The sequence below is a fragment of the uncultured Lamprocystis sp. genome (assembly GCF_903933125.1).
In the GTDB taxonomy this organism is placed as follows: Bacteria; Pseudomonadota; Gammaproteobacteria; order Chromatiales; family Chromatiaceae; genus Thiodictyon.
Map to the genome: position 1 here is coordinate 21,896 of NZ_CAIZIZ010000355.1, position 6,000 is coordinate 27,895.

Sequence of the window (6,000 nt, forward strand, 5' to 3'; positions counted from 1 at the left end):
ATCGGAGGGACCTGAGAGTCGGCCCTGGCGGCGGCAAGCCATACAAAAAATAAAAACTGGGTATAATACAGGGTATGAAATTGATCATTGACCGCCAGCAATAAAGCTATGAAGCGGCTTTTCTGTCGCATTTCCTGTTTAACGTCTGAGGGATGTGGATGGGTGCCAGGGCGATCGCATCAACCTCGGCTAATATTCGAAGCGTCCGATGGAGGGGTCGGCCGCAAGGTCGGAGGAGCCTCGAAGAGGAGTTTCTCCAGGTACGCGTCGTCCCAACCCGCCTTGAGGCGCTTCGTCTTGATGCCGAGTTTGGTGCTGTCGTTCTTCAGGCGCGACACGGCGATGTGGCGCAACACCGCGAGGTTCTCGCGGGCTTGCGTCTCGCGCACGCGACAGTCGTCCTCGCGCAGGGCCACATCTAGGCCCCAATGCAGATCGTTCTCCACGCCCCAATGACCGCGTACAGCGGGCGCGAAGTCGGCCACCCCGGTACCGATGCTGCCGATGAAGAAGCGCGTTTCCCGCGAGACCTTCCCGTCGCTCTCGCGCGTGGACTCGACCATGCCGATCATGTTCATGGCCTTCCACAGTGCGCTGCGCGGCACACCGGAGAGGTCGCCGAGAGGTAACTTCTCAGAAACTCAGGGCGTCGCCGACGCGGCCTGCGCCCGCTCGCGGATCAGGTCGGGCAACAGCGGAACCGTCCCGAGCTGTTTGATGCGATCGCCCAGATCGTCCCAAAATGAGATGCCCAGCTTGCGGCAGGTCTTCTTCAAGCTGGCGAAGCCGTCGCGACAGTCCTTGCCGAGGTCGCTGCGGGTGCCGCCGCTGATTTTTCGCCATTTCACATAGCCGCGGATATCGCTTTCGCTGCCGTTGGTATGCAGGACCAGATCGGGGCGTTCGAGAACCAACAGCAGCTCGCTCTTGTGGGTCTGCAGGCGCTTGAGGGTGCGGTCGAGGGTGGTGTAGGAGGTGCGCTGGGTGAAGAGCGTGTCGAAGCGCGCCTCCCGGCCGGGCGCAGGGCCGGATCGGGGTTGCGACGATAGGCTTTGAGATCGGCATAGAGATCCCAAATCTCGCCGCGCACCCGCGCTTGATCGGCACGCTGGCGCTCGTTGAGGGGGATGAGCTTGTGCACCAGCCGTTCGGCGTGCACCCAGCACAGGGCATGCAGCAGGATCGCGAACTGTCCGGCGCCGTCGCTGATGATCGCCAGATCCAGGGAGAACCCCATCTGGATCAGTCCACCCAGCAAGGCGCCCTCGGTGGCGATGCGCCGATGGCGCTCGCGCGTGATCCCGAGGGCGTCGAGATGCGCCTCCCAAGCGGGCGTGCCCGTGATCGTGGTCAGGCTCTGCAGTGGCCGGCGCGCTGCCGCGGGCAGGCCCTCCTCGCACCAGTATTCCAAGGCATGGGCATTGAGGCTGTAGTACCGCTCGCCGGCCTGCAGCAGCTGCAGGACGTTGATCCGGCTCTTGCTGTACGTGCTGGCAAACCAGGCAAACCAGTCGTTGCCGATCTGCGTCACGTCGCCGTTGCGGCCCTGATGCCGGGCACCGGAATCATCCACGCTGATCCAGCGACTGACCTCCAGTGCGGTGGTGAGCAACTGGTCCTTCTCGGCCAGGAACGCGCCGGTGTGACCGGTGAGCAGGGCGTCGATCTGCCCGACGGAGATGTCGATGCCCCACTCGCGCAATGGCTCGTGCAGCAACGGCTGGGTGACCTGACAGTGATGGTGTTGGTAGAGCACATAGCGGCGCAGCTCGGCACCGAAGTGACCGCCGTACAGATCGCTCGGCAACGTCCCGACCAGCCACTCCCCGTCCGGGGTCTGCCACACCTCCAGGCGATACCGGGTGTTGTGCGCAGTGATGCGCAGGTCCTGAACGACGACGTCGCGGTCGCCCTTGAAGCGCGATCCCGCCGGCAGTTCCATGCCGGGGGAGACCCCGACGGTTTCGTGGATGGTGAGTTGCGCGGTTTTGGGCCGCTTCGCCGATCCCGCTCGCTTGGGCGGCCCACGGGTTCCGTCACCGGCCCCGGTGTCGCCGTCGGCGTCACCCTCGGAGCTCTCGGGTTCGGTCTGCTGCTCCATCCCGCTCGGCTTGAACTTCGGTCTCGCCTTCTCGCCCTTGAGCACCGCGATCTCGTCGCGCAACTGCGCGATGAGTTCGGCTTGCCGGCGCTGTTCTTCAAGCAGACGCTCGATCCGCGCCAGCAACGCCTCGACCAGCGGCGTACGCTCTGCTTCACTCAGCACCGGCAGTGGAATCGAGTCAGCCATACTCAACAAATGAAACGCTCAGGGGTGCAAGCTCGTCTTCAATTACAGCTTATTCCCTTAGCTTACTGGTTTCGTCGCCACTAATTTTTAAGAAGTTACGTAGCCGTTAGGCTCTCGAAGCTCTGTATTCGGTTTCTCCCACCACCTTCGGGTAGGTAGCCGGCCATCGATATACGAGGTGTACACACTGGGCCACTCGAACATGAAGCTGACCGTGACTACACAAATGCATCAAAATCTAAATGTTGACATTGCTTTCTTCTTGCCCAACTTGGAAGCAGGTGGCGCCGAAGGCGCGATCGTCGCATTGGCGAATAGCCTTGCCTCACAAGGTCTGCACGTCTCTCTTGTACTGAGCAATGCGAAAGGGCCGTTCCTGGCGGCGGTATCGCCGGCAGTACGTGTAGAGAATCTGTCTGCGACCGGGCCGACGGGCAAGATGGGCACTATTTTTCGGTTGGCTAGTTATATGAAAACGTGCGGCCCCCGTTCGATGATGTCATCCTTGGACGTGCCGAACGTTCAGCTGGTCGCCGCCGCGCGCCTTGCTCGATACAAAGGGCTGATTGCAATCGGTCAGCGGGCTACGATTGGACCGGTATACGAGCGATTTGGTTATGTTCGAAAGACCGTGTATCTCACGGCGATGCGGCTGGCGTATCCGTGCGCTGATGTGGTGATTTGCAATTCTTCTGCTGCCGCCGATGAGGTGTGCGCACTATTTGGAATGGGTCGCGACCGCGTGATCTCGATTCACAACAGCGTGGATAGTGAGCGGATCAACCGCTTGGCGAACGCAGAACTGACGGATCGCTGGTTGCTCGGCCAGAACACCCCACTTATCCTATCGGTCGGCAGTATTACTCATCTAAAGGATCGGCTAACATTGATCAAGGCGTTCGCTTTGGTCAGCGAGCGACGCGCGGCCCGCCTGGCCATCGTCGGGGCAAGCTATGAACCCGAAGAGCACGCAAAGGTCGTGAACCTGATTTCGGAACTTGGTCTCAGCGAACAGGTTAGGCTCTGTGGATTCGATCCAAATCCCTACCGCTGGATGAGGTACGCTGCGGTATTGGTTAGCTCGTCGCTCACGGAGGGCTGCCCAAATCAAATACTTGAAGGTCTGGCGCTCGGCATTCCGATTGTGGCAACCGACTGCCCCGGAGGTACCGGTGAGTTACTGGAGCAGGGCAAGTGGGGAAGGCTCGTGCCTGTCGCAGATATCCACGGCATGGCCGACGCTATCTTGGAGACGCTTGACGATGTTGATCCCCGGGATGGCCGACTGCGGGCGGCCGATTTCTCTCCCCTTCGCGTTACATCGGCCTACATGAGTGTGTTGATGCGCCCAGGTGTGGCGGCGATGACATCCGCGGACGGTTCGACTCCGCGCTCGTGAATTCAAGCGACCAAAATCAGGCGGGAAACGTTGAGAAACGAACAGTGAATCCGGATTGGCTTAAGTGGAGGCGTTGCGCGCGCTCCGAGGGATCGGCTTAGAGCATGTGCGGACTGATCGGGATCGCCTCAACGCGTTGTATCGGTGATCGTGCCTGGCTGGCCGCCGGCCGCGACACTATGCTCCATCGAGGGCCAGACGATGCGGGCGAATGGTGGTCTCAGGACGGGCGGGTCGGCTTGGCCCATCGGCGTCTGTCCATTCTGGATCTCTCGCCGCTCGGACATCAGCCTATGCATGACGATGCCCGAGGACTCTCGATCTCGTACAACGGCGAGATCTACAACCACGAAGATCTGCGCAAAGAGTTGAGCGCTCTGGGTTTTGCATTTCGATCCCATAGCGATACGGAAGTGCTGCTTGCCGCGTATGCTGCTTGGGGAATGGAGTGTCTGAAGCGCTTGAATGGCATGTTTGCCTTCGCTTTATACGACGCCAGGCAACAGAAGTTGTATCTGGCACGGGACCGGGCTGGTGAAAAGCCGCTTTTCTATCGTCTCGCTGATGGCACGCTGCAATTCGCGTCCGAACTCAAGGCGCTGTTGGCGAATCCGGCCATGCCACGTCGCATCGACCCGGACGCGCTCGACTGTTACCTGGCACTGGGCTACGTGCCGGGCCGGAACTGCATTCTGCAGACCTACAACAAGCTGCCACCGGCCCATGCGCTCTGCTTTGATCTGCAAGGCGGCGCGATCGCTGTGTCGCGCTACTGGTCATTGCCGGAATTGTCGACGCATTCAATGAGTCCGTCGCTGGACGAAACGGCACTTCTCGATGAACTCGAGCAGCTGCTCGAGAGCGCAGTGGAGCAGCAAATGATGGGGGACGTGCCGGTCGGTGTCCTGCTCAGCGGAGGGGTCGATTCGAGCCTGGTCACTGCCATGGCGGTTCGCCGCTCGCAAAAGGTACGGACCTTTAGCATTGGTTTTCCAGGGCATGGGAGCATGGACGAGACGCCTCACGCAAGATTGATCGCACACCACTTTGGCACTGAGCATACGGAGCTGATGGCGGAACCCACCACTGCCGATATCCTGCCGAGCCTTGCGAAGCAGTTCGATGAACCGATGGTCGATTCATCGATGATTCCCACCTGGTTGGTCAGCCATCTGGTGCGACGACACTGCAAAGTGGCATTGGGTGGCGATGGGGGTGACGAGTTGTTCGGAGGGTATCCTTACTATTCGCGACTCCTGTGGCTTCGCCGGCGGCTCGCGCATGTCCCGACAAGTTTGTGCAGTGCGGTCTCACTCCTGGCAGACCGGTGGCTGCCGGTGGGCATGAAGGGGCGCAATTATTTGCAGGGCTTGGGCACTGATTTGCGTGAGGGATTGCCCTTGCAAATCAACGGAGTGTTCGACAGAAAGACGAGGCACAAGTTGATGCGCAATCATCCAAACCCTAGCGCATTTGCTGAAGGTATGCATTTCGCGCTGACTCCTGTTTCGCGGGACGTCCTGCAGCGTGCCACCCGCATGGACTTCAATAACTATCTGGCAGAAGACCTGCTCGTCAAGGTCGATCGATCCAGTATGCTTAACTCGCTCGAGATTCGCGCCCCGCTGTTGGATTACCGCTTGATTGAATTCGCATTTGCAAAAGTGCCCTCGACGCTCAAGGCGACGGACCGCCACAAGAAGATCTTGCTTAAACGTCTCGCCGATCGGGTGTTGCCGGCTGGATTTGATCGGCACCGCAAACAAGGCTTTTCCATTCCCTTGGCGGAATGGTTGAGGAAAGGACCATTTCGTGAGCTCTTCTTCGACACATTGACCAGTACTGACTGCTTGTTTGATCGAAGCGCGGTTAATTATTTGTTCAGACTGCAGGATCGCGGCTTCAACAACGGTGAGCGACTCTTCGCCCTTGTGCAGATAGAATTGTGGCGAAAGCACTATGGCACCCACCTGTAACGGTCCGATCGCAGCGGCAATGCTTTCTTGAGAGCATGAGCGCATTGCCAGGCAGACCAACCAACCCACGCGGGACGTACGGCCTAGTCGGAATTTGATGGCCATTGCCTAATCGGACTGGTCCGGAACCAGCTCACTCTGGCGGCGCCCCCAACTGCGCCATCGGGTGAGCGATGAAGAGTTGGCCTCCTTACGAAGTAAGTACTTCAAGTGAAATATCTGTAGCCCTCTATCAGTAATGAGCGAATTGGATACTGTACTTTTCGCCTACCGAACCTAGGATATCGCTAAGCGCCTGATCGAGAGATTCCATGTCCCTATAAGCTGCGGATGGC

General features: G+C 59.4%; 5 protein-coding genes. 2 read left to right on the top strand and 3 right to left on the bottom strand.

All coding sequences use genetic code 11. The annotated features are described in order from the left end of the window. Positions 1 to 179: 179 nt before the first annotated feature. The 3 genes from QZY03_RS18520 to QZY03_RS18530 are packed head-to-tail and all read right to left on the bottom strand — an operon-like array spanning position 180 to position 2,290. On the bottom strand, positions 180 to 605 hold the full coding sequence (locus tag QZY03_RS18520) for an ISAs1 family transposase (RefSeq protein WP_295583636.1): 426 nt from the start codon (positions 603 to 605) through the stop codon (positions 180 to 182). Between the two features lie 36 nt (positions 606 to 641). Beyond that, entirely contained in the window at positions 642 to 848 is a 207-nt protein-coding gene (locus QZY03_RS18525; RefSeq protein WP_295583637.1) for a hypothetical protein, read from the bottom strand. After that, positions 845 to 2,290 (bottom strand): hypothetical protein, encoded by a 1,446-nt coding sequence (locus tag QZY03_RS18530; RefSeq protein WP_295583638.1) that lies wholly within the window; start codon positions 2,288 to 2,290, stop codon positions 845 to 847. The genes QZY03_RS18525 and QZY03_RS18530 overlap by 4 nt, the downstream gene beginning before the upstream one ends. Before the next feature lie 202 nt (positions 2,291 to 2,492). Between QZY03_RS18530 and QZY03_RS18535 the strand changes: the two genes are divergently transcribed. Both QZY03_RS18535 and asnB read left to right on the top strand, forming a co-directional pair. Continuing rightward, positions 2,493 to 3,689: a glycosyltransferase gene (locus QZY03_RS18535; protein WP_295583639.1), complete on the top strand. Its 1,197-nt coding sequence runs from the start codon at positions 2,493 to 2,495 to the stop codon at positions 3,687 to 3,689. Between the two features lie 104 nt (positions 3,690 to 3,793). Further along, complete coding sequence (gene asnB / locus QZY03_RS18540; RefSeq protein WP_295583640.1) at positions 3,794 to 5,665, top strand: asparagine synthase (glutamine-hydrolyzing); 1,872 nt, start codon at positions 3,794 to 3,796, stop codon at positions 5,663 to 5,665. The last annotated feature ends 335 nt before the right edge of the window (positions 5,666 to 6,000 follow it).